This window comes from Microcoleus sp. LAD1_D5, assembly GCF_036702115.1.
Classification (GTDB): Bacteria; Cyanobacteriota; Cyanobacteriia; order Cyanobacteriales; family Microcoleaceae; genus Microcoleus.
This window is the reverse complement of sequence record NZ_JAUBSA010000021.1, coordinates 50,907-75,973: the sequence shown is the minus strand read 5'-3', so window position 1 is coordinate 75,973 and position 25,067 is coordinate 50,907. Positions and strand designations below refer to the sequence as shown.

Below are 25,067 nucleotides of genomic sequence, written 5' to 3'. Positions count from 1 at the left end.
TTTTCGCCAAACAAATAGTCATCGCCAGCTTGGGCTGATAAAGTGTCATCGTCTTGACCACCCCAGAGATAGTCATTGCCAATTCCGGCATCGAGAATGTCTTTGCCGTCGCCACCGTAGAGGGAATCGTTGCCTTCTGCTGCATCGAGGGTGTCGTCGCCCGCTTCGCCAAACAGGTTGTCGTCGCCTTCTTTGCCTAGGAGGATGTCGGCATCCTCGCCGCCGTAAAGTTGGTCGTTGCCGAGGCCGGCATTTAGGGTGTCTTTGCCGGTACCGCCGTAGAGATAGTCGTTGCCAGTTCCGGCGTCTAGGGTGTCGTCGCCTGCATCGCCTGCGAGAGTGTCGTTGCCAGCTTCGCCGATGAGGGTGTCTTTTTCGTCGCCGCCGGAGAGTTGGTCGTCGCCGGTGCCACCGTAGATTAGGTCGGTGTCTCCTTCTCCGTAGAGTTTGTCGTTTTCGCCTTCGCCGTAGATGGTGTCTTGGTCTTCGCCGCCGTACACAAAGTCGTCGCCAGCGCCACCGTAGAGTAAGTCTTTGCCTGTTTCGCCAAAAATTGTGTCGTTGCCGTAGCCAGCGTCTCCTGCAACGGTGTCGTCATCGCTACCGGCGTAGATTAAGTCGTCGGCATCGCCACCTCGGATGTAGTCTTGACCGGCTTCACCGTATAGGGTGTCTCGGTCTTGGTTGCCGTAGATGCTGTCGCCGCCTTCGCCGCCGTAGATTAGGTCGTTGCCGAATTCGCCGTAGAGTTTGTCGTGGCCACCGAGTCCGTAAATGCGATCGTCCCCAGCATCGCCAGTGATAACGTTAACCGTATCGTCGCCGGTAATATTATCGTCATGCCGAGAACCGGCGACGTTTTCAATGTCGGCAATTTTGTCTTGATTTCCCCAACCGTCCGTAGCATCGCCTGTTTGTAAATTCACAGTAACCCCGTTCGGGTCGCGGCGGTAGCTGAGAATGTCGATGCCTTCTCCGCCGTAAAATGAGTCATTGCCGGCATTGCCAATTAATAAATCGTTGCCTTCTAATGCCCAAATTCGGTTATCTTTTTCGTTGCCAACTAGGATGTCTTCAAAGCGAGTACCGATGATGTCTTCTAAGTTTCTCAAAGCATCGGTAGTGCCAAAACCGTCTTTACCAGTACCAGCCGCAATTTCAAAGTCCCGTTCGAGTTCGGTGTAATATTCGCTGGGATTAACTGCGGTGACGAATTCTTTGAAACGTTGGTTGGTGTTGTTGTCGTAGTCGCTATTTTCGTCAATATTAACGATAACACCACTGGGAGAATTGATGTAATTAACGAGATCGACTCCTTCTCCCCCATCAATTAAATCATCGCCGATTTCTCCGATTAACGAGTCATTGCCAGTACCGCCAAATAATTCGTCATTGCCAGCGTTGCCGTTGAGAGTGTCATCGCCGGCTTGGCCTAAAAGTACGTCGTCATCGAAGCCGCCAAACAGGGTATCTTTGCCGTCGCCGCCATCAATGTAATCTTGACCTTGACTGCCGAAAAGATTGTCTTCGCCAGCTTGTCCGTAAATATCATCGTCGTCGGCCCCGCCATCAATGATGTCTTGGCCGTCGCCACCTTCCAGCCAGTCATTATTTTCGTTGCCTTGGATGATGTCGTTGCCGCCTTGTCCGTAAATTCTGTCATCTCCGGTATTGCCGAACAGCAAATCTTGGCCGTTACCGCCATCGATGAAGTCGTCGTCGGCGTTGCCTTCTACGGTGTCGCTGCCGTCTTGTCCGTAGAGGATGTCGTTGCCTTCGTTGCCTTGGATGAAGTCGCGGCCGCTGCCACCTTCGGCGTAGTCTTCGCCTTCGTTGCCTTGGATGATGTCGTTGTCTGCGCGGCCGTAGAGTTTGTCATCGCCGGTGCCTCCCATGAGGATATCGTTGTCGCTACCACCATCTAGGATGTCGTCGCCCTCTTCACCAAAAAGTTGGTCGTTGCCAGCTTCGCCGTAGAGTAAGTCGGCATTTAATCCACCATAAAGTTGGTCTTGGTCGTCGCCACCATATAAAGTGTCGTTTCCGGCTTCTCCTTTTAACACATCATCGCCTTGTTCGCCGCGCAGTTCATCTTCGCCATCGCCACCGTAGAGGAAGTCATTTTCGCTACCGCCGTAGAGGGTGTCGTTGCCACTTTCTCCTCGAAGTTCATCATCGCCTTGTTCGCCGCGCAGTTCATCTTCGCCATCGCCACCGTAGAGGAAGTCATTTTCGCTACCGCCGTAGAGGGTGTCGTTGCCAATTTCTCCTCGAAGTTCATCAGAACCTTGTTCGCCGCGCAATTCATCTTCGCCATCGCCACCGTAGAGGAAGTCATTTTCGCTACCGCCGTAGATAGTGTCGTTGCCGTTTTCTCCTCTTAAATCGTCGCTGCCTTCTTCACCTCGGAGGTAGTCATTATCATCGCCTCCGTAAGCTGTGTCATTACCCGTGCCACCGTAGAATGTATCGTCTCCTTTTTGTGCCCAAAAAAGGTCGTTTCCGGCTTGACCGTAGAAGATATCGCTGTACTCACCGCCAGTCATTGTGTCATTGAAATTTGAGCCACTGATTATTTCGATATATCCAAGAACATCTTCTGTTCCAAAGCCATCGTGAACTTTGTAAACATCGGAACCAGCAACTTTATCAGCCCAAACATTGATTCCGCTTTGACTGGAAGAGTAATCAGAAGTATCAGTTCCTTCGCCACCATCCAAAAAGTCGTAACCAGAAGCACCTATTAGTCGGTCATTTCCATCTTTAGCGCGAATAACATCATTACCTTCGTTACCGCGAAATGTTTCGGAAATTTCGTTCTCCTCTACCCAGTCACCATAGATAGAGCCATCCGTACCAGATGATGAAAGTGGAGAGAAGTAATAACCTTTAGGATTGAAAGTGTTAAAAGAATTTATTAAATCTTTTCTGACATCTTCTCTTTCTAAATATTTTCCAAGGTTGTGATCTTCTCCCAAAGCCGTTACTCCACCTACGGACATTATCACCCTTTGTTTTTTAAGAAAATGCTCGAGTTTACCTTGATTAGATTGTGTTCCTCCTAACCGAAGATTAGTAACGGGATCGTCACCATTTTTGTACAGTTCTGAAATCTTAAACCCAGTTGAAGCAGGAGATATATAGTCTGTGGGTGAACCAACTGAAATGACCTTAAGTCGATTTTTATCCGAGCTACTGAGTCCTGACCTTAAAGCATCTTCAACAAAGTAATTACCTTGAGAATGAGCTACTATAATTAGCGAATGTTCTGGAGTGGAAAGAAAATTAGTCGCATCTCCTACCCACCCCTGACCAATATTTACGCTATTGCTGGCTTTTGAAGGAGCATCGGACATAAATTGAGCGAAAGATTCCAGCAAATCATTAGGTACAGAAGACGAATTAACTGTGTACTGAGGTGGAAAAATGGTCTCATTCTCTAGTGCCTGGTAAAACTTCCCCCAATCCCCATATTTATTAACAAATCTAGCTACTTCACTGGCTTCAGAGTCAGTAATTACACTCATCATATCAGGAGAAGAATTTGCAAGAGCTGTCAAAATTTTAGCATTGATATTGTCCAGCCACTCTTGACTACCAAAATTGACTTCAGCATTCCACTTGTCAAGAGCTGGCTGAAATAGAATAGGCGATATTTTCTCATGAAAACTGCTATAGGTGGTTACAAGTGATTCTAATAGTCCTAGGTTTCCTGGTAGAAAAGGAGATGAAGATGTTGGATTATAAACAGGTTTGAACTCTCTTAAGTCAGGTTTGAACTCTATTGAGTTTGGATGATTTGTGAGAGTCAGTTTATCATTAGCATCTTTGCCGTCAGCAAAACCAGATTCAGAAGTCAAAATTCCGTTGATGAATACAACACGAGTTTTGTTGCGTTCATTAATAATCCCCTGATAAGCTGAGTCGAAGTCAAAATTAGGAGTAGTAGCCATGATAATTGTCCTCGCGTGGTAGATACAAACTGTTCTGAAAATTGACAAAGCGACTCTATCGACAAGCCCGATCGCACTTCTGCACTCTCTAGCTGTCGTATATCCGTCATTTACCCAAACTGAAGCCTCGCGAAATGCAATCGCACTTCAACTCTGTTGTCGCAATTACCAGTTCAAATCAACTTAATAAATGCAACCGTGGAAATAGATTAAACCAACATCGGAAGAAGCCCTTTCCAATATCCGTTGGGATGTTGGTTCGGATTTCGATCGGGAAGTTACGGGCGATCGCACTTTTGGATAACTCTCAAAAAGTGCGATGAACTTCGTAATTTCCCTTCTGTTTATTTATCAGGGTGAGCTCGGTAGTTTTATGCAAAACTCTCAAGTTTTTTTTTTCGAGTTTTGCAAAGACTGCGTGGAAGTACGGAACGACGAGTGTTTTCGGGATTTAAGGGCGATCGCCCCTAAAGCCTTTTTGTTCTTCCTATTTACTTATCAGGGTGAGCTCGGTAGTTTTATGCAAAACTCTCAAGTTTTTTTTGTCGAGTTTGGTAAACACTGGGTGAAAGTACGGAACAACGGTTGTTTTGCGGATTTAAGGGCGATCGATATTACGCACTGGTGGTCAGAAACCGGGTTTTTCGCAGAATACTTCGTTACAAACCTGTATAAATCGCAAAAACCCGGTTTATGCAGGTTTTGATGCGTCTTAACAAAAATTCACATCTAATTGAACGACCCAATCCACCGCACAGCAAGACTTTCAACCCTCCGATCAAAAAAACTTTCAGAATTTCGCATAAATTCCTCCAACTTACCCTGATAAGTAAATGTAGGAACAAAGTTGCGGCCGCACTGAACTATGAATGATGAGTACATCCCCTCCGAGGGGGAAGACCGCCCATCCGAGAACCAAACCGATGCTGTTGAGGGTGAGGGAGAATCGAATTTATCCCACAGACAACTTCTATATCAAGAGCTCGATCGGCTTGTCACCCAAATTTGCCAGCATCCTCCCGGTTTGAAGCGCAGCCGTTTGTTGAACCAGCTTGTGACTAAGATGAAAAACTCCGGCCTGATCAGGAAGGAAAATGTACCTTACTATGAAGATGCTTTGCAAGAACAGTGGGAGTTTTTCTCTAGCAATTTGTGCGAATCCCGCACGGGAACTCAGTACGATCACACTCGCGGCAACGTCATTACTTGGTTCAAGTATTATTTCAAGCGACGGCTGCAAAATTGGGCTTCGAGGGTAGATAGAGAAAATAACAGGAGAGACGATCGAGAACAAATTTCAGAAGACGGAACGCCGATCGATCGAATCGAAAATTTGCCCGATCGCGATAGAACTCACATTCTCGAAACAGCTCAGCTTTTTACAGAACTTCAAGCCTGGATTGATACCGATCCAGATCAGGTGTTGAGTAAACACGTTAGAGGGCGACCAGATATAACTTGTCAAGTTATATTAAAAGGTTTATCAGCGGGCAAAAGTTTCACCGTATTAGCAGCAGAACTTTCCTGCTCGTATCCTACCCTGTATGCCTTTCACCGAGTTCAATGTCGCCCTCACTTGCAAAGATTTCGCGAAAATTACGAATTTTAATCATCAAAGGAGTTAACAATGGCACAGAGTAACAGCATCGGAAACCAATCCTTGCCAATGCCTATTACCCAAAAGGCAATTGGTTCAGCACGGCAATTTGCTTCCGAACAGCGCCACCCCCACAAAAAAGAACAAGTTTATCTCAACACTTTGGCTGTGTTGGCCGTCCGCGATTACTTGATCCTTTTAGGTATTGAAACAGATTTAACTAACTGCGATAGCTGGAATCCAGTTGTTCGCTTGTTGGAAAATGTGGCTGATTTATATATCAAAAATCTAGGAAAAATCGAATGCCGTCCGCTGATAAATTTGCCGAAACCTGGAAAAAATAATCGCATCACTTCGCCGCAAAACCTATCGCATACTTGTCACGTTCCCCCCGAAGCAAGGGAGGAGCGCATCGGTTATCTGGTAGTAGAAATTGAGGAGGATGAAAAGGAAGCAAAATTGCTGGGATTTTCCCCAACTGCGGGGACGGGCGAATTAGTATTGAGTGAGTTGCATTCCCTGGATGACTTCTTGCTCCACCTCGAACATATATCTGAATCTCAAGTCAATCTGCGTCAGTGGCTGGAGAATGTATTTACATCAGATTGGGAGTCAGTTGAATCAATCTTTAATCCGCAGCCGGAGACTTCTCCTACTGAAATTGAAAACCCAGTGAAATCTAATTTAGGCAATTGGTTTAAGAATGCTGCCGAAACAGGTTGGCAGAAATTTGAGCAAGGTAAACAAAATTTAGACGACCTACTTTTTCCTGACGAAAACCCTAATTTTGCCTTCCGAGGAGGTGGAAATTCGAGAGCCGAATCTGCCTTGCAGGGCAGTCAAAGCAGTATCAATAGGTTTCCCGAAGCTGATGTCACGCGGGCAAAGTTGATTGACTTGGGAATGCGTTTGGGAAGGACGAGTGTTGCTTTGTTGGTTGCTATTGCTGAAGAGGACGATCGCACTCTGAGAGTTCACGTCCAACTGCATCCGGCGATCGGAGAAACTTACCTGCCAACAAATATTAAACTTTCCTTAATATCCGACATAGGAGAAAATCTACACGAGGTAGAATCAACGGTTCAGAACTTGTGCATTTTGCTGAACGATTTTCACGTAGAGCCAGACGAGAGCTTTAGTATTCGAGTAGCTTTAGATGATTTAAGCATAACAGAAACTTTTGTGGTATGATACTTTGATTCACTGCAATAGCATAGAATTTATGAGCTGGACTGTCATCTTGGCTTTGGGGTCTGGGGATTTAAAAAATGGTTTTTCTCATGTGACAGCAGAGTTGAAAAAACAAGGGAAAACTGTCGCTCAAAGTTTGGCAAACTTACCACCAGCACCTGAAGTTGAGGAGTTGCACAGAAGGTGGAACAATAGTTGTGCTGCATCCCAATATAACAGAAGCAGTGCTCGGATCAAAATCAAGTCCGCAGGCACAACAAATATTTCTGAAGACAAACCTTATGCTATATATCAAGGTTTGAAGCAAGAGATGAACAAGTGGCTGGGTGCTGACGAGTTTTACAGAAAAATTGAGGTAAAACTCAGAACAGAAATTAGCAATTCATCAGAATGCGTTGAAATATTTCTAGAGTGCGATAACTCTCTGATTTGGCAGTTGCCTTGGGATGTGTGGCAATTTCGCCAAGACTACCGCAACTCTGAAATCATCGGCAGTTCCCCAGAATACGGAAAAGTTCCCCTACAGGCAACTACAGCGGGAATGCCTCTACCTTCGCGAGGCAGAATTTTAGGTGTTGTAGGCAATAGCAAGGGAATTGATGTTGGAAAAGATACAAAAGAGCTGGAAAAATATTTGGGCGATCGCTGCGACATAAAGTTTCTTGAAGAACCGACACCTCAACAGTTTCGCGACCATTTGTTTGATGAAAAAGGCTGGCAAGTTTTATTTTATGCCGGACACAGCGACAGCGATACGAATGCTGCTAACGGACTGCTATATATTAATCAAGACCTTCAAGATAATACTGTTAGTTTAGAGGATTTTAAAGAAGGTCTGAAACAAGCTATTTTTCAAGGGTTGCAGTTACTAATTTTTAATTCCTGTTCGAGCCTGGGAATAGCAGCAGATTGGGTTACTGAGGGTATTTCTTTACCGTCAGTAATTGTGATGCGGGCGCCTATCCCGGATTTTATTGCTCAGGAATTTGTGAAGTCTTTGTTTAGATATTTGGCGCTGAAAGAACCTTTGTTTTTGGCTGTGCGAAAAGCTAAGGATGATTTGCTGCGTCACGAACATCAATTTCCGGGCGCGAGTGGCATACCAATGCTTTGCCAACATCCAACATTTGAGGGATTAAAATTACTAGAGTTGGCGTGCGATCGCCCTGTTCCCGCAGATGATGTGGCGGGCGATCGCCCAAATAACCAATCGTTAATTCGGCCCATTGATTGGATGCAGCGGGCGGCAAAAAGTTTAGGTATTACCGCTATCAGTTATATGTTAATGGGCCCGATACTTGGCCGCGTTGTGAATGAAATAGGAAAAACCAGCCACCGTCAGGGTCAACTATTAATCGCTGAAAGATGCTACCAATTAGCAAGTTTACTAAATTTAAATTCTGCCACGCCTCATTATAACTTAGCTGTGTTGTATGAGGACTTGAATGAAAAAGAACACGCGCAAAAATTAATGAAGGATGCAGCGCGACGGGGTTCTGCTGAGGCGAATTCTCAATTATCTCGATCGCTCATTCTCAACAATCAACCTCAAGAAGCTTTAAAATTTATCGCTCGCTGTTTAGAACATACTGAATACGACGGAGTAAAAGCCGCTTGTTTTAAAAATCGCGGCTGGGTGCGGTTGGCACAACAGCAATATGACGCTGCAGAAGCAGATTTAAGAATAGCAATCGGATTCAGAGGCGACAGCCCAGAAGCTCAATGTCTTTTAGCAGAGGTTCTCGAAATCAAAGGTAAGCCGCAAGCAGCTTTAGAAGCTTGGAATCAGGCGCTTAAATATTCAGATTACCGCGTACCAAAACAAGATGAATGCCTGCAAATTGCCCAGCAACGTTTACAAGCAAAAGGAAATATCAAATGAAAATCAGGATTGCAGTTTTTATAGCTTTAAGCTCGATCGCAACTACTGCACTAGCAGCCAGTAACAGAATATCCAACGGATTGATTATCCATAGTAGCGGGGAAGTTGCGATCGATCGCCAAAACGGGCTAATTGTCCGCCCAACCAGCGGTACGCCGATTTATCCGGGAGACAAATTGCGAACAGCACAAAACGCACAACTGACGATCCAATGTGCCGATTTGGGAATTAAGTCGATCGCACCGGGTGAAAATCAATTGAATAGCTGTTTGTTAGCCAAACAAGAGTCGAAATCTGATTGCAGCACCGACTTGATTAAATGTCCCGATCGCGGCGACGATAAAATTGCTTGGAATAGCGCGCCAATTCCTTATATTATCAGTCCGCGGCGCACGAAATTGCTCGACAGCAAGCCAATTTTGCGGTGGAATCCGGTTGCTGGTGCTACTAGCTATAAGTTGAGCCTCCGCGAAAATGGAGCGAAATTAAACTGGGAAATGACTGTTAGCGGTACTGAGGCTGTCTATCCGGGGGAACCAGCGCTGAAACCGGGTGTTAGGTACCGATTGATTGTCGAGGCGAATACGGGTGCTTCTTCAGAAAGTGCTGTGGGAGAAGGAGATACAGAGTTTAGCTTGCTGGATGAGAAGCAAGTTGAGGCTGTTAAGGATGCGGTTGGGGCGATCGACAAACAAGTACCTAACGAAAACGCCAAAAAGTTAGCAATTTCTAGCGTTTATCTTAACACAAACTTGATTGCCGAAGCAAGAGAAATTTTAGAAAATTTACAAAAAACAGGCGTGGACACACCCCCCATTTATCGCACGTTGGGCGATCTGTATCTGGAAAAGCTACAACTGGTTCCCCAGGCTGAAGTCTACTATTCCAAGGTGATTAATACGGCGAAACCTGACGATCTTGAGGAGTTGACAGCCGCTCGATACGGATTGGGGCAAGTTCATTCAGCGATGAGAAACAATCTGGAAGCTATGAAATATTTGCGAGTGGCAAAAGATGGATATACAACTTTGGGAGATTTGCCAATGGTGGAAAAGGTAGAGAAGCAATTGCGAGATTTGCAAAGGAGGGAACAGAGGAAATAGTAACTGGCTGTGACGTTAATTCCGGCAGGGGTTGTGACGTTAATTCCGGCAGGGAATTCATTCCCTGCCTCAAAGCAAAAGTCCACTTTAGTGGACTGATATCAAACTTTTTTCTACAGTCTTCTTCAGTGGACTAATACCAAACTTTTTTCTACAGTCCTCTTCAGAGGACTTTCGCTATTAGCCAGGGAATTCATTCCCTGGGGGACTTGGGGACTATCAGAGGGCGCTGGCGGACTTTCGCAATTATCAGAGTGTACAAGATATCATCTACTAAAAAAACCATGAAATCAACACACAAAAAACCGCGCTTTTTCCTCACCTTCCTCTCCTTCACCACCTTAGCAATGTGGGAAATAGGAATTTTTCTCCCATCCCAAACAGCCACAGCCCAAATTACCCCTGCAACCGACGGCACGAATACTCAAATTACTCCCAGCGGCAACCAATTCAACATCAACGGCGGTCAACAATCCAGCGACGGTGCAAATCTCTTTCACAGTTTCCAAGAATTTGGTTTAACTCAAGGGCAAACTGCCAATTTTATATCAAATCCTAATATCCGCAATATTTTAGGGCGAGTTGTTGGCGGCGATGCTTCGCTGATTAACGGATTAATTCAAATAACGGGCGGCAATTCCAATTTATTTTTAATGAATCCGGCGGGGATTGTATTTGGCACAAATGCCAGTTTGAACGTGCCTGCTGCTTTCACTGCTACTACTGCGACGGGCATCGGTTTTGGCAATAACTGGTTTAGTGCGGCTGGTACTAATAATTATACTGAATTAGTCGGAAATCCTAATAGTTTTGCTTTTACAAATACACAGCCGGGAGGAATTGTCAATCTAGGCAATTTGGCTGTGGGAGAAGGGCAAAATTTAACTTTATTGGGCGGCACGGTTTTGAGTACGGGACAACTTTCTGCACCTGGAGGAAATATTACTGTTGCGGCTGTACCGGGAGAGAGTTTAGTCAGAATTAGTCAACCGGGAAATCTGTTGAGTTTGGAGATTCAGCCGCAATCTGTAGCGGGGAGTTTGCCTCAAAATTGGGTGTTACCAGTTGCATCTTTGCCACAGTTGTTGGCGGGTGGCGGGGGAAGTGCAACGGGGGTGACAGTAAATAATGATGGAACTGTACAGTTGACTGGTACGGGGGAAATAGTGCCAACTGAGCCAGGAACTGCAATTGTTGCTGGTAATATTGATGTCTCTGGGGATAAGGGAGGGAGTATACATGTGTTGGGTTCGCGCGTGGGTTTAATCAATGCGAATATCAACGCTTCCGGGATAAATGGCGGTGGGAATGTACGACTTGGCGGTGATTACAAAGGTCAAGGTACTGTGCCAAATGCGCTGCGGACATTTGTGAGTAATGATTCCACAATTAATGCTGATGGTATTATAAATGGTGATGGCGGTCGCGTCATTGTTTGGGCGGATGAAGTGACAGGTTTTTTGGGTAATATTAGTTCTCGCGGCGGCCGTAATTCTGGCAACGGCGGCTTTGTTGAGGTATCTGGCAAGGAAACTTTAATATTTCGAGGTAATGTAAATACTTCGGCATCGAATGGCAGTTTGGGCACTTTGTTGCTTGATCCAGCCACTTTGACTATTGTAGATGAAGTAGCAGGGAATGGAACTCAGGACATTCCCAGCTTACAGCCGGACAGCCAAATGTTAGCTGGTGATGCTAACATTGGTGCTAATACTGTTACTTGGGGACAAATTAGCGCCCAAGGTGCTAATGCCAATGTTGTTTTAGAAGCAACAGGAAATATCACTATTAACAATATCACTGGGGTGGTATCTGGCAAAGCGGATTTAGTTGCTTTACCTTTGACTTCTGGTAGTCTGAGAATCTCTTCAACGGCAGGCGGAATCACATTTGTAGATACCAATGATACTATTCAGACACAAGGAGGAGCAATTACGTTACAAGCGTTGGGTGGAAACCTCACAGTCGGCAAATTATCTACAACAGGCTTCTCGGTACCGACAATTTCATCATTGGGAGGCAATGTTACCCTTGAAGCAACTGGTGATATCTCAACCAATTCCATACTTGCTAATAGTAAACCTGTCAGTATTACTAGCGGTGGCAACGTTAATATATCTGGGTTTTTATTAACTGGCTCCTCTGGGACAATTGGCGGTAATATCGCGATTAATGCGACTGGTAATATTACCACTGATGACATAAGCTCTGATGGAGGGAACTCATTTACCGAAATTAATGGGAGTGCAGGAAATATTACGATCGCCAGTCAAAACGGTACTATTAATACTGGGTTAATCCAATCTAGAGGGTATGGTGGTAACGGCGGAGACATTCGGCTCCAGGCTGCTGGTAACATCAGGACGGGCGGGATGGAGGCTAATTCTAGTTCTGGGAATGCAAGTGGGGGAAATGGTGGGAATATTACGCTTACCAGTCAAGCAGGCTCTATTGATACGGGTGGGAGTTATGTTGTATCTATCGGCATAAATAATGCCGGGAATATTACTCTCACTGCTGCTCAAAATATTATTACTAATGGTTCTTTAGTAGCGACAGATGTAGATTCCAGTATTAGCACAGGAGGAAGAATTCAATTTACGACTAACACAGGTACGATCGATACTAGGGGTTCAGAAATTAGGTCGGTGAATACTAAGGGTGGTAATTCTGGCAACATCATTTTTCGCGGCGCTCAAAATATTCTGACAGGTGATGTAATTACTCGCGTAGATAATGGTAATGGACGAGCTGGAGACATTATCTTCACTAGCCAAAATGGTACGATCGACACCACAGCAGGCGGATTAAATTCTGTTGCTTTCGTTGGTGGGAATGGTTCGGCTGGCAATATTCAACTTGAGGCAGCTAAAGACATTTTAACTGGCAACGTAATAGTTGTTTCAAAAACAGCAATTCCCCTGGGTGGAAATATTAACTTCCTTAGCACTACGGGGAATATTCAAACCACCACAGGAGCTTTACAGGCTGGCAATCTTACTGGTTTTGGGGGTAATATAACGCTCAATGCACCAGCAGGCAATATTACTACTGGGGTTGTCACAACTAAATCTGTTGGCAATGGTGGGAATATTAATGTTACTTCTGGTAGAGCCATCAATACTATTGCCAACGAAGTTCTCTCGGAAAGTTTGAATGGAAATGGGGGAATAATTACATTTCAAGCTGGTGGCAATATTACCACCAGTAATGTTAATGCACAGGGTCAATTAAACGGTGGAGATATTATTCTCCAGAGTGGAGGCGCTGTTAATACCACTGCTGGAATTCTCAACTCTCTTGGCGGTAATAGCGGCGGCAGTATCACTGTTAAAGCGGCCAGCGATATTAGTACATCGGATATCGCTATCATTGTAAGTGGTTTTAATGCAAACAGCGGTAGCATTAGCGTCACTAGCAGCAGCGGGAATATTGATACTAGCAAAGGTGCATTAATCGCTCCTTCTGCTAATGGTAATGGCGGGAATATTACTCTCGCAAGCCCTGCTGGTAGCATAGCCACAAGCAAGGTGAATGCTAGTGCTACTGGCAGCGGTAATGGTGGCACACTGACTTTTACTGCCAACAATAACATAACTATTAATAATGGAAATATCGCTACTAAAAATAACGATATTAACTTCAATGGTGCGATTTCTCTGACAGGGGATGTCTTAGTAAGCGTTAAAGGGACTGGTGACATTAATTTTAATTCTACAATTGACGGGCCCTACAATCTCACTGTGAAGCCAGAGGCGGGAATTGTTCAGTTTAACGGTGCAGTTGGCAATATCACTCCGCTCAACAGCGTCACTATTCAAGACGATATCCCCAAGACTCCTGCTGCTCTAAATATCAGGGCAACAAATAATATTACTGCCCAAAACATCACTTCAGCGGCAGGAATTACACTCACAAGCGATAAAGGAGAAATTCAAACAGGTAATCTGAATTCAAGTTCGGCTAATAATGGCGGCAATGTCACTTTGAATGCTGGTGGCAATATTACCCTGAATCAAATTAATGCTCAGAGCACTGGTAATGATAAAGGTGGAAATGTCTATGTTTGGACTGAAAAGTTTTTTCGGGCTGTCAACTCTTTTTTAGATAGAAATGGCGTTACTGCTAGCATTTCTACTGCGGGAGGTGCTGGCGATATCGGCGGTACAATTCTGATCCGTCACGGCGGTAATGGACTGACACCTTTTATTGTTGGTAATTCCGCAATTAATGGAACTACTGCTGCTATTAGCAGGGGAAATGCGACAGCGGAGTTAATGATTTCTTCTACTCCTACTAATAGTTATCTTTATACACACAAACAGGATGTCGATCGGATTGGAATTATATCTGTTCCAGATCCCAAGCCATCGCCCGCACCGACTCCCGCGCCGACAGCTACTCCATCGCCTGCACCGACTCCAGCGCCGACAGCTACTCCAGATCCCGCACCGACTCCATCGCCTGCACCGACTCCAGCGCCGACAGCTACTCCAGATCCCGCACCGACTCCAGCGCCCGCACCGACTCCAGCGCCCGCACCAACTCCAGCGCCCACATCAACTCCAGCGCCCGCACCTGTAACAATTGCGACTCCAGCGCCCGCACCAACTCCATCGCCCGCCTCGACTCCAGCGCCCGCACCTGTAGCAATTGCGACTCCAATGCCCGCACCTATTCCAGCGCCCGCACCTGGAACAAGTGCGACGCCAGCGCCGACAGTGACTGTATCGCCGACACCTCTAACAAGTGCGACGCCAGCGCCGACAGTGACTGTATCGCCGACACCTGCAACAAGTGCGACGCCCGCACCTACTGTTACTCCAGCGTCCGATCCTGCACCAAGTGCGATCGCAGTAATCCTACCAACTCCGCCTGTAACAAGTGCGACGCCCGCACCGACATCTACTCCAGCGCCCGCGCCTGCAAGTAGCGCTATCGGTACAATCCCGATCGTCCCCCTCTCCAACCCATCAACTGTACGCACACCCTCACCGCAACTCCCACCGCGTTTACCCCTCGCACCTTCGGTAACACCCGAAAGCTTGATCGCACCTGCCCCAACACCGGAAAGCTCGATCGCACCTTTCCCAATTCCCCAAATATTTATCGCACCTGCCCCAATTCCCCAAACTTCGATCGCACCTTCCCCAACGCCCGATCCGATACCTGGTTTTCCCATCGACTTCCAACTACCTGAATTGCCCGGTTTATTCCTACTGCCACCCCGCGCGCGCCCCACCCAGCCCTCAACACCCACAACCCCAAACGCTGCTGCCCGCATAGCTTCGACACCTACCCTTCCCTCTGTTTCCCAAATCACCTCCTCCCTCGCCTCTCAACCTGCGATCGCCCCCCAACCTTCAAACGCAGCAAATCCCGCGCCCGCAGCCCCTCTTGCCTCCGTAACCCAGCCTGTAACTCAGATTCAGCCAGCACCTGCAAGTGCGATCGTACCCGCGCCTGCAAGTGCGATCGTACCCGTGCCTGCAAGTGCGATCGTACCCGCGCCCGCTGTCAGCCAAAGCCAAAATCCCCAACAGGAGTTAGCTTTTTTAATTGGCGATTTATTGGGTGCTCAAACCTCGATCGGCCAAAATGCTGAAACGGGAAATACTGAATTAGATTGGAAGCGTAACAACGAAACAATTATCTCCCTAGAACTTCCTTACACCCCGTCAGTTAATACGATTGCCGGAGCCGAAGCAAATAACCTGATTTCCACACAGCCATCTACTGACAATTTAACTGTTTCAGTCGCAGAAACTCCGCCGGAAATAATTGTGCAAACTCCTAGTTTACCGATTGCTAATTCTGAACCATTTGATTTCAATCTTTCTAATGTTTGGGAGAGAATGGCTGCAATAAATACAGCGCCAGTTCAAGATTCACCGACTATTACTCCAGCGCCCGCACCAATTCCAGCGCCCGCACCAATTCCAGCGCCCGCACCAATTCCAGCCCCCGCACCAATTCCAGCCCCCGCCCCAACTCCAGCGCCCGCACCAACTCCCACTCCCCGTCCGATCGCAGAAAATCCCGCACCCGCAGATATCCCAAATCTCTTTCCCTCACAAATTAGCCGATCGCTCGTCGAACAAACTCTCGATCAAGGCAATGCTAATGATGCTGTTGCTCTAATTGACCAACTCTTTGAACAAGACTACGAAAATTATTATGGGGAAAATTTCACGGATAAAAAAATTAACGTTCAATATCTAAGAGAAACTCTGAAAACAATTAAGGAGGAAACCGGGAAGCAAGCTGTAATTGTTTACGCGATCGTCCATCTCGAAGAATTATCCCTAGTGTTAGTAGTTCCAGAGGGTCCTCCGATTCTCCGAAATATCCCTGTCACTAGCGCAGTTTTGCTGGAAAAAGTGGCAGAATTTCATCGATATTTGGGCAAATCAAATTATTCGGAAAGTGAAGAATATTTACCAATAGCTCAGCAACTTTACCAGTGGCTAATTGCGCCGATGAGTTCAAATTTAGAAGCATTAAATATAGATACGCTAGTGTTTTCCTTTGATGCTGGTTTGCGCCAACTGCCACTATCCGCTTTGCACGACGGCAAGCAATTTCTAGTAGAAAAATACAGTGTAGGATCACTTCCTAGTGTCAGCTTGACTAACACAAAGTATCAAAGTTTGAAAAACGCTCAAGTTTTAGCGATGGGTGCTTCAGAGTTTCCACACACGGATAAAAAGCGTTTGCCTGCGGTGCCGATCGAATTATCTGCGATCACCGGGAGGAGAACAGAAACGCCCACTCAAGCAGCATTTCCCTTGTGGCAAGGCACCTCTTTTCTCAATCAAGAATTTACCCTGCAAAACCTGAGAAAACAGCGAGAACAACAGGCATTTGGAATCGTTCACTTAGCTACTCACGCCAGTTTTCCTCAAGGCGAAAATGGAAGAAAAGAAGCTGAGATTGATTTGTGGGACAGCTCTTTGGCACTGGATGAATTTAGGTTGGCGAAGTGGTACGATCGCAGACAAGTCGAGTTATTAGTGCTGAGTGCGTGCGAAACTGCCATCGGCGACAATATAGCAGCAGAAATGGGATTTGCTGGACTGGCAGTCCGCAGCGGTGTAAAATCAGCGCTAGCGAGTTTGTGGAAAGTTAAGGATATCGCCACTTTGGGGTTGATGACCGAGTTTTATGGCAATTTGCGATCGGCCCCAATTAAAGCTGAAGCGCTCAGAAAAGCTCAACTGGCAATGATCCACAAACAAATTTTAATTAAAAACGGTCAATTGCGGGGAACTCAAGGCGCGATCGACATTAATCAAGCCACACAAGCAGCAAATGCAGATTTCTCTCACCCGAAGTTTTGGGCCGGATTCACAATAATTGGCAGTCCTTGGTAAGTTAATTGGATATTTAATATTTACGAGTGGTAAGGTGTAAGGCTAGACGCACCCTACATTGACTGGCGGCTTTTTGGAAAAAGTAAATGTATCCCTGACGACTATCTTTTTATGTCATAAATTTGCTATGAATAGCAAAACTAAACACTAGCGGGGCAAAACCTGTGGCCAAGTTTGATAAAATATTCAATTCAGAAGACCAATCCGAAGCAAGCTTGACTTTAGAAGAATCCGTAGCCGCGGTAGCATTTGTGGCAGCCGAGGCAAATTCCCCCGATACGGATGCTGATATCTTAGAAAGCATACTTTGGGAATCAGAAATATTTGCTGAATACTCGGAAGATGATATGTCAGCAATGTTTCAAAAATTCGACGGTATTGTCGCCCAAGACGGTTTAGGAGCATTATTTAATACTGCTTGGGAATCCATGCCAGATGAGTTAGTTTTGGATACTTTTGCAATAACCGCAGCAATGTTTGTCGCCGATGGTGAAATATCTGAGAAGCACGAAGCTTTTCTCCAAGAATTCCAGCAAGCATTAGGTGTGGAAGACGAGGAAGCTGCGGAAATTATTGAGGATGTAATTGCTGCTTACTCGGAAGTAGAGGGCGAAGAGTCTGATTTAGATGGGGCTTTATACGTATCTCCTGAAGGCAATTTTAGCGTCCCCATTCCAGTTGACGAGCAACGAGGCGGTAAAATTGATGAGCAAGAAGGCTGTGTCGCATTTTCTGACGACTTTGGCGTTTTGCTGAAAATTGATTATTTCCCTATTGCTGGTGAAGTGGAAGAAACAATCGAGTCTGTTGGTGAGGAAGCTTATCTCAAGTCTTTTCTGGACAATTTTGTTTCTCAGGCAATTCTTGCTAATGTTGCCAATTCTAAGTTAGTCCACACGGAATATTTAGAAGATGAAGAAGCTTATTTCGCGGTTTTAGATTTGCCTGCCGGTGCAACTCTCAGCGTGCAAAAAAACGAGGGCCCTGCTGCTCGGCTGGATGCCTACCGGGGACTTATGGCTTTTATCGCTGACGATTTTTGCTACACGGTAAGCTGTCAGCGAATTTATCAGGAGGGGGACGAATTGGGTTCCCTGGAGTCTGAAGTTGAGGGAATTATGAACAATATTTTCGAGTTTATTGAGACTATTGAATTCTCGGCAGTCGAATAAACAGGACTTATTTAGGGGGGCTAAAAACTCGCTTTCTTTAGACCTCAAAAGTTTTTTTGCAAGAGGTTTAATAAAATAGTGCGATCGAGAACCGGCTTTTTTGACCCATTCTCGATCGCACTTCCAGATACATTCACTCAACCAAAGTCGAGAGACAGCAGCAATTAGCCGCCATTTTCGACTAATTAGTAGTCTGAGCTTCCACCAATCTTTGCTTGAGTTCTTCCAGAGCACTCGCCCAGCGCGGATCTGGCTGCACCGAGCCGGAATCAGCGCTCGACACCGTTGCTGCTGACTGATTGCGGCGAGACTTGTTGTTGTCACCCCGACGGCGATTGCTTTTGCTGGAACCGCCTCCACCTTGGGTAGGAGGAGCCGAAGCCGAGCGCTGCTGTTGCTGCGGCGCAGGCACAGGCATAGGCACAGACGCCGATGCCGACACCAACTGCGGTGACTGCTGCGACTGCTGCTGATCGTCTTCGCCCTTCTCAGATTTACCCTTAGAGCGAGGCAGTGCCTTCTCTATTTTCAGCGGGTTTTCTTTGAACATCAAGCCATTGTATTTCTCAATAACTTGGTCGGCTTGTTCGTCGGTTAGCACCGTCACAAAACCAAATCCTCTGCATTTTCCTGTTTTGCGGTCTGTAATTACCTTGGTGGTAACAGATTCGCCCTCCGGTGCAAAAACTTCTTGCAATTCTAGGCGATCGAGTTCCTTGGGTAGGTTGCCAACATAAAGACGAATAGACATGAAAAATTCCTCCCGACTTGGATTTTAATTAATTTGCTCGAACCGAATTACCTGAAGTCAACTGAATATTGACTTCAGGCAAACACCACATAACCCGAGAATTGGCGCATTCCTCCCACCAACCTTGACAGCTCCCCCCACCTTTTAGAACAAAAAGATGATTTACTCTGATAAGGCCGGAACTTAACCGCCGATGCAGAGAGCTTTTAAATCTCAGGTTGTTGTGTAAACTTTTAGTCATCACTCAAATGTTGAGGCTATTGGCTATTCTGTATTACTTGCTTCCGGTTTTGATTCAGAATGTTTATAGCCAGCGCCGTGTAGAAATTTATGTCCAAGGATGTGTCAATTGCAAGCGATCGGAATGCCAGTATTCAGTTTAATACAGTGATGGGTAAAATCGCTAACATTTTTTTAGCCAGTAATCTTACCTCGCTCCTAATGCTGAGAACTACTCACTTACCCGCTATCCCTTAAATCAGGCCCGGCAGAGTCCGAGCATTCTTTAAAGGTATCACAGCCTTGGTAACAGAGCTAGTTATTTAGGAAGATTTCAGTCTGAATTTAACGGAAACCACATCTGAATCACTTTTGAGAATTCATCCGGCACAGCAAAAATAGCGGTCGAAAAAAAACAGCCGACAAGCGGCTGGCTGTACTTGCTGTGTTGGGATGTTGACAATTTTTACGCAATGCCTTAAGGGATTTTAGACAACTGAAGTTATCGCGCTGTTTGGTTCAATCCAATTCCTGTAAATTAATGTAACAGAATGCTGGCAAAAAAGCAACTTTTCTTTACGAAGGAAGAGGCAAGAAGGAAGAAGAGTGTAGGCATTAGTGTCAACTTAAGGCTAAAACCCTTGATAAATCTCGTTTTTACCTGAGTCTAGATCCCCCTAAATCCCCCTTAAGAAGGGGGACTTTGAGGATATTTCTTGTCCCCCCCTTATTAAGGGGGGCGCCAGGGTGATCGAACCCTAATCGTCAAACAGCAGACCGGTACTAGGTTTGACGTTACGTTGACACCAATGAATAGTAGGCTGCGCCACCAGCACCGAGAACATCGCCAATCCGCTGTTTAACTCACAACCGATCGAGGATGCGCGTTGTTGGCGACTCACGCCACAATCGGACAACTATTCCTCACCTTGGGCCCTGGATAATGATGTATGCGCCCCAAAAAGCAGCAGCAAAAGCCAAAACCGCAGACCAAATCGGATGTCCGCTGTCACTGGCCCTCCCTCCTTGACTGCGGAGACTTTCAAGGTCGATCGCCACAGTAGCACCCCGGCGCAGCCAACCAGTCGCCACAACAGATGTTCCGATCAAATCGCTAGGGCGAGTAGTCTCTTTGAACAAAAATGGCCACAAAGAGCCAATGTAGCCAAACCTCGAAACATAGTGCAACCTCACCAACCCTGTCGCCGTTTGCAAAATCAAATCTTGTCCCAGCCAATTACTCATACCCGATCGACCCAAAAGTTGCCCTTCCAGCCGCACGGGTTCAGCATCCAGCGGCAAACTATCGGGATTTGACAAAATTTCCGGCAAACTCGGCGAAGCGGTTTCTCGCGGTATAATATCCGGGAAGAAATAATTGATCCGCATCAAAGTACCGATGCTAAATCCGATCGGCAAACAGCCCCAAATAATCGATCGATCGCCCCAAAGCCAATCCAACTGCCAGATACTCGTCCTCGAAAAAATCCCCCCAATCAGCCAAAGCACCCCGACTATCGCCAAACTCATCGGAATTCCAAAAAACGGCGCACCCTGTAAAAATAGTTTTGAGTCTTTAAATTCGAGTATTGACTTAACCAGAGACAATTTTCCTTTCCTCGGTTGTTCTTGCACTCCCGCGTTTGCCAAATCTAACTCTGTCTCCAGTTGCCAGAATTGAGCATAAAGAGCCAACAGCTTCAAACGCTCTCCCAGCAAAGGATGCGCGCGGTTAACCGTCAACCAATTGCGTTCGCGATTGCTGACATCCCACAGCAAAATCTGTTCCAGCGGCGCGTGTAATGCAGCAGAACCAAGGCTTACAGCTTGTCCAACACCTACAGGTAACAATAGATCGAAACTTTCGAGGAAAAAGCTAGTTTGTTTTTGCTGCTCGATATTATCAGCAATGCCGATCGCAATTTTAGACAATGCCCGCGTCAAACCGTTAGGATTACCCGTAATTTCTGCAGCAGTCCGATCGCTAAAATACACTCGGCGGCGCGACACCCACAACATCGGCCAGCGCAACAACTTATAAATCCCGTAACTGGTTGCAGAAATTGCCGCGGCCACAAACTTGACAGCAGAACGCAAAAACTCGATCGTCATTAAATCACACAACCGCTCTTGCCAGTGCGCCACCTGCCAATAAATCAAGTAAGGAATCTGAATCACCAGCAGCGCCAGCGACATCGGCGCAAAATCCCAGTGAGAGATATGGCCCAACTCCCGCGCGAAAATAGTAGCAATTTCCTCATCCGTTAATTGTTCCAACAGCCCCCGACTCACAGCAATCCGAGCAAAACGGGGCAAACAGCCGTAACTGAAAGCTACAGGAACATTCAGCGGCAAGAGTTTCAGCACCGGCACCGGCATATTTTGCTTCGTACAATAAGTTCGCATTACCCGGCTAGCTTCCTTGCTGTGCTTGGATAAAACTGACCCGCGCAGAGTTTCGATGCCGCAAAACAGTTTCAGCAGCGCGTCTATCAGCCAGGGAGACGAGGCTAAAAGCAATCCAAAAACCATCTGAACAAACGGAGTTGGATCGCGGTAAAAAAGCTGAATCGGCGCGAAAATAGGCAGTCTACTGAATATGTAAAGCTGAACCAACAGAGAATTAGTGTTTGTCAGCAGGAATTGCAGGATAAACCGGGCTAGGACAAATAGGGCGATCGCACTTGCAACGGCTTGCACCCGAAACTCCAGCAACTTCAGCGGTTTGAGCGGGCGCGGGCTTTTCGCGGCGCGCCCTGCTTCGCGCCAAGTGAGTTGGTAAGTATCTGGGCTGGCGACTCCGGGGATATCTGTTGGGGAACCGGAACTATTTTCGTCGCTAATTTCTGTATGGGGTGCGGTTTCTGTCGAGTTTTCTGGTTCAGAAGTCTGGCCTGTGGGGGGTGAAGGCGGCGGGGAAATATGTTGCGATTTGGCGTTCCCAGGCTCTACAGCAGCCTCTAAAGGTAAAAATCCTGTTTTTTTGTCTACGGTAGGTCGATCGCCCCCAATCGTTTTTTTCGGCGATTTTGTTCCGGCATCAAAGGCGACAAAGCCTGTTTCGGGGGGAGTCTCTGCGGATTTTGGTTTATTTGCCGGTGGTTTTGGGGGGCGAGGGGGGGTTAATTCTGTTAAAGCGCGATCGGCCCAAGTTTTGACTTGAGAGTTGGGACTTTTGGCGAGGGAAGAGCACAGGGCGATCGCCTTTTTCACATTACCGGTTGCTTTGTACGCAGCCACCAACCCCATCTGCGCGCGGATTCCCGACGGCTGATTAGCCGCGGTTTGGGTAAAGGATTCTAAAAGGGCGATCGCGGTGGGGTAATCCTGCTGTTTCAAAGCTGCTAGCCCAGCCTCTAGAGACTGTTTTGCAGATGAATCCGCCGGATTTGGATTAGTGGGAGGTGCCATGACTGTGCTTTCGCTAGCGTCCCTTCTAAGATAGCTTGGCTGGTCGATCGATAGCTGTTCTAACACAGCTCTATTTCTCTGTCACCAGTTGTTGCAGTTTCTTCGGCGGTTGAAACCGCTTAATAGTCAAACTTTCGGCCATTCCAAGCGGACGATCTTTGCGATCGGGCAGGAGTTTAAACCCCTGCCTCAAAGCTAAAGTCTTCGCTATGAAGACTGAAGAATTATACTAAATCCCGGTTAAAGATTTCCTCGATCTCTTAGTATCTTAGAGAGGGACGAGAGTTTGTGTAGACGCGATTTCAATCACCGAGCCCAGCTAATTTTTGCTTATAATTAAATTAACACCTCACCTGCACATTTATGCCAATTGACGACGAAGATTTTGAAAGCGAATCTATTAGTGGCGATCGCCAATTACAACTATTCACAGACAGACACGAATTTACCCGCCGATTTGCCTTTTATTTAAACGAAGACCCGCCCCGCGAACAAATTTTGTATTTTTACGGCGATGGAGGCAACGGCAAGTCATTGCTGCTAAAACACTTGCAGGTTAACTGCTGCAAAAGATTTTCGCCGCTGGTTTGGCAACAATGGCGCGCACTCCCAGAATCTCAAGCCGCCGAAGTTGCTGATTTCGTCCGTGAAGCTAAAACTTACACTCCCATACCCGTAGTCAGGCACGATTTCGGATTGATACCGATTAAAGAAGATAAACCGCAAGATAGATTTTATGGCTTGCTGATGCTGCGGCGGAATCTGGCAGAAGCAGCAAAGAAATATAAATTTAAGTTTCCCAATTATGATTTTGCTTGCTTTTGGTATTTGCTGAATAAAGGCGAGTCAAACGCAACTCTCGAACAACTTTTCCCCGACGATGTAATGGAATTGTTGACACCTGTAGTTGAAACTTTTGCAGAATTTCCGGTGGTGGCGCAAGCTGTAGCGGTGCTGAAAGGGTTAGATAAATTGGGCGGGATTAAGCGGGCGATGAAATTAATTCAAAATCGCCTCGGTGTCAGCGACGACAAGGCAGAGGAAATTCGCCACAAAGATGTTGATACTGAGTTAATCGACTGTTTGCCGAAATTGTTTGCAGGTGATTTGAATGAGGCAATGGCTGGCAGAAATAAACCAGAACGCCTCGTGATGCTGTTCGATACTCACGAGAAAATGTGGGATGAAAAACGCACTTCTCAGGGAATAAATTTTTGGTATCAAGATGAGTGGTTTCGGCGGTTGCTGAGGGCGCTGGATTTCAAAGCGGGGATTGTGGTTGCTGTGGCGGGGCGAGATTGTCCTGTCACACAACTGCGGTGGCCGAATGCGTCGAAGTTTCCGATTCCCGAAGATTATATAGATGCACAATTGGTTTGGCATTTGTCTCCCGCCGATGCTAGGGATTACTTGCACAAAGTCGAGATTGACAAGGCAGATTTGGCTGATGCTGTGATTAAATATGCCAGCGTCAATCCTGATGAGAGTTGGGATAATTTACAGGTACATCCATTTTATTTGGGTTTGTGCGCGGATGTGGTGCTGGCCGAAAGAAGGCGGGGAATTGAGTTGCTGTCGTCGGATTTTGCGCGGATTCCGAAGTTGGAAAATAAGACTGCGGAGTTAACGGATCGGTTGCTGATGTATGTGGATCGCGAAGTGCGATCGGCGGTGCATTCGCTGAGTGCTTGCCGCGCTTTTGATGAGGCTTTGTACATGAAATTGGGAGCAGGTTGTCACTTCCAGGCAAGTAGTGCAAATTTTGAGATTTTGACGAGTTTTTCCTTTGTGTGGAAGGAGCCCCAGCGGGGTGAAAAGTGGTATCGAATTCACGATTTATTGCGGCGCTTGGATGCGGATAGGGATAACGATAAAACTCGCAGAGCTCATGAAGTTTTAGAGCGCTATTACCGGGAATTGGGGAATGTGGCTGAGGCAATTTATCATGCTAATCGCTTGGATTGGGAGCGGGGTGTGAAGGAATGGGTAGAAGTGTTTGAGGAAGCGTCGCGGCTGAGTCGTTACGGGGAATGCGAGGCGCTGCTAGCAGTTAGAAGTGAGTTGTGGATTAAAAGCGACTTTCGGCTGGGCAGAATTTCAGGATTGGAGGGATATTACTATGCTCACTTGGCTAGATACGCAGAGGCAAAACAGGAATATTTGGAGGAAGTTGCAGCTTACGATCGTGAAATCATCCTAACTTTCGATAGTAAAGCTACGCTCAACAGCAAAGGAATTGCGCTGCGAAGTCTGGGTGCTTTACAAGCCCAGCTAAGTGAGTTTGAGGCGGCAAAACTATCTTACTCGGAGGCGATCGCAGCCTTTAATTCTGCTTTACTTATTGCACCAGATTATAACTATGCTCTCAACAACAAAGGGTATGCGCTGCAAAGTCTGGGTGCTTTGCAAGCACGG

At 46.5% G+C, this 25,067-nt stretch carries 12 protein-coding genes; 8 read left to right on the top strand and 4 right to left on the bottom strand.

Going from position 1 to position 25,067, the window contains the following annotated elements; genetic code table 11:
* Positions 1 to 3,953, bottom strand: a 3,953-nt coding sequence (locus QUA70_RS11700; protein ID WP_445301488.1) for a calcium-binding protein, incomplete at its 3' end; no start/stop codon positions are given.
* Between the two features lie 373 nt (positions 3,954 to 4,326).
* Here QUA70_RS11700 and QUA70_RS11695 point away from each other — a divergent pair.
* The 7 genes from QUA70_RS11695 to QUA70_RS11665 all read left to right on the top strand — a co-directional run bounded on the left by QUA70_RS11695 (position 4,327) and on the right by QUA70_RS11665 (position 18,271).
* Positions 4,327 to 4,659 carry a hypothetical protein gene (locus QUA70_RS11695; protein WP_333347118.1) on the top strand — a complete coding sequence of 111 codons (333 nt, stop codon included), beginning with the start codon at positions 4,327 to 4,329 and terminating at the stop codon, positions 4,657 to 4,659.
* A gap of 159 nt (positions 4,660 to 4,818) precedes the next feature.
* Positions 4,819 to 5,562 (top strand): hypothetical protein, encoded by a 744-nt coding sequence (locus tag QUA70_RS11690; RefSeq protein WP_333347115.1) that lies wholly within the window; start codon positions 4,819 to 4,821, stop codon positions 5,560 to 5,562.
* Positions 5,563 to 5,580: 18 nt separating this feature from the next.
* On the top strand, positions 5,581 to 6,741 hold the full coding sequence (locus tag QUA70_RS11685; RefSeq protein WP_333334556.1) for a DUF1822 family protein: 1,161 nt from the start codon (positions 5,581 to 5,583) through the stop codon (positions 6,739 to 6,741).
* 31 nt (positions 6,742 to 6,772) lie between these two features.
* Positions 6,773 to 8,623, top strand: coding sequence for a CHAT domain-containing protein (locus QUA70_RS11680; RefSeq protein WP_333347112.1), 1,851 nt, complete (start codon positions 6,773 to 6,775; stop codon positions 8,621 to 8,623).
* The gene (locus tag QUA70_RS11675; protein ID WP_333347109.1) at positions 8,620 to 9,726 is read left to right on the top strand and encodes a hypothetical protein; all 1,107 of its coding nucleotides are present in this window, start codon (positions 8,620 to 8,622) and stop codon (positions 9,724 to 9,726) included. Before QUA70_RS11680 ends, QUA70_RS11675 begins: the two co-directional genes overlap by 4 nt.
* Positions 9,727 to 10,073: 347 nt before the next feature.
* On the top strand, positions 10,074 to 17,099 hold the full coding sequence (locus QUA70_RS11670) for a CHAT domain-containing protein (RefSeq protein WP_445251631.1): 7,026 nt from the start codon (positions 10,074 to 10,076) through the stop codon (positions 17,097 to 17,099).
* Between the two features lie 164 nt (positions 17,100 to 17,263).
* Entirely contained in the window at positions 17,264 to 18,271 is a 1,008-nt protein-coding gene (locus QUA70_RS11665) for a tellurite resistance TerB family protein (protein ID WP_333334563.1), read from the top strand.
* Between the two features lie 181 nt (positions 18,272 to 18,452).
* Here the strand turns inward: QUA70_RS11665 and QUA70_RS11660 are convergent, their stop codons facing one another.
* The 3 genes from QUA70_RS11660 to QUA70_RS11650 all read right to left on the bottom strand — a co-directional run bounded on the left by QUA70_RS11660 (position 18,453) and on the right by QUA70_RS11650 (position 22,718).
* A complete protein-coding gene (locus QUA70_RS11660; RefSeq protein ID WP_333347104.1) occupies positions 18,453 to 19,022 on the bottom strand; it encodes an RNA-binding protein in 570 nt (189 codons plus the stop codon).
* A gap of 977 nt (positions 19,023 to 19,999) precedes the next feature.
* Positions 20,000 to 20,143, bottom strand: coding sequence for a hypothetical protein (locus QUA70_RS11655; protein ID WP_333410420.1), 144 nt, complete (start codon positions 20,141 to 20,143; stop codon positions 20,000 to 20,002).
* 22 nt (positions 20,144 to 20,165) lie between these two features.
* On the bottom strand, positions 20,166 to 22,718 hold the full coding sequence (locus tag QUA70_RS11650) for a zinc metalloprotease HtpX (protein WP_333347101.1): 2,553 nt from the start codon (positions 22,716 to 22,718) through the stop codon (positions 20,166 to 20,168).
* A gap of 297 nt (positions 22,719 to 23,015) precedes the next feature.
* Here QUA70_RS11650 and QUA70_RS11645 point away from each other — a divergent pair.
* Positions 23,016 to 25,067: hypothetical protein (locus tag QUA70_RS11645; protein WP_333347098.1), on the top strand; the 2,052-nt coding region annotated here is incomplete at its 3' end.

Bases quoted from the DNA above. Each gene is read 5' to 3' on its own strand.
- QUA70_RS11680 (WP_333347112.1), top strand. From the start codon at position 6,773: ATGAGCTGGACTGTCATCTTGGCTTTGGGGTCTGGGGATTTAAAAAAT.
- QUA70_RS11685 (WP_333334556.1), top strand. From the start codon at position 5,581: ATGGCACAGAGTAACAGCATCGGAAACCAATCCTTGCCAATGCCTATT.
- QUA70_RS11670 (WP_445251631.1), top strand. From the start codon at position 10,074: ATGTGGGAAATAGGAATTTTTCTCCCATCCCAAACAGCCACAGCCCAA.
- QUA70_RS11675 (WP_333347109.1), top strand. From the start codon at position 8,620: ATGAAAATCAGGATTGCAGTTTTTATAGCTTTAAGCTCGATCGCAACT.
- QUA70_RS11690 (WP_333347115.1), top strand. From the start codon at position 4,819: ATGAATGATGAGTACATCCCCTCCGAGGGGGAAGACCGCCCATCCGAG.
- QUA70_RS11660 (WP_333347104.1), bottom strand. From the start codon at position 19,022: ATGTCTATTCGTCTTTATGTTGGCAACCTACCCAAGGAACTCGATCGC.
- QUA70_RS11695 (WP_333347118.1), top strand. From the start codon at position 4,327: ATGCAAAACTCTCAAGTTTTTTTTTTCGAGTTTTGCAAAGACTGCGTG.